The sequence below is a fragment of the Polaromonas sp. P1_G2 genome (genome assembly GCF_056405515.1).
Map to the genome: position 1 here is coordinate 1 of NZ_JBFUBY010001779.1, position 357 is coordinate 357.

Here is a 357-nt window from a genome sequence, read left to right on the forward strand (position 1 = left end):
GCCGGGTGCTGACCTTCGTCTTCACCACGTTCATGATCATCCCGATCATCGCGCCGACCATCGGCCAGTCGATCGAACTCGCCGCCGGCTGGAAGGGCATTTTCATCTTCAATACCGTGGCGGCAACGCTGATCCTCGTCTGGATGTCTACACGTTTGCGCGAAACGCTTGCGATCGGGGACCGGCGGTCATTGGCGCTCGGCAGCCTTGCCGAGGCGCTCGTGGAAATCTGCACCAACCGGATTACGGCCGGCTATGCGGTGGCGAGCACGCTGACGCTTATTTCGCTGTTCTCCTACATCGTCTCCGTCCAGCAGGTCTATGGCGAGCTCTATGGGCTCGGCACGCTGTTTCCGC

Annotated in this window: 1 protein-coding gene; it reads left to right on the forward strand. The window is 61.1% G+C overall.

All coding sequences use genetic code 11. The features are described from left to right. Positions 1-357, forward strand: a 357-nt coding sequence (locus AC1D0P_RS32555; RefSeq protein WP_477680493.1) for a hypothetical protein, incomplete at both ends; no start/stop codon positions are given.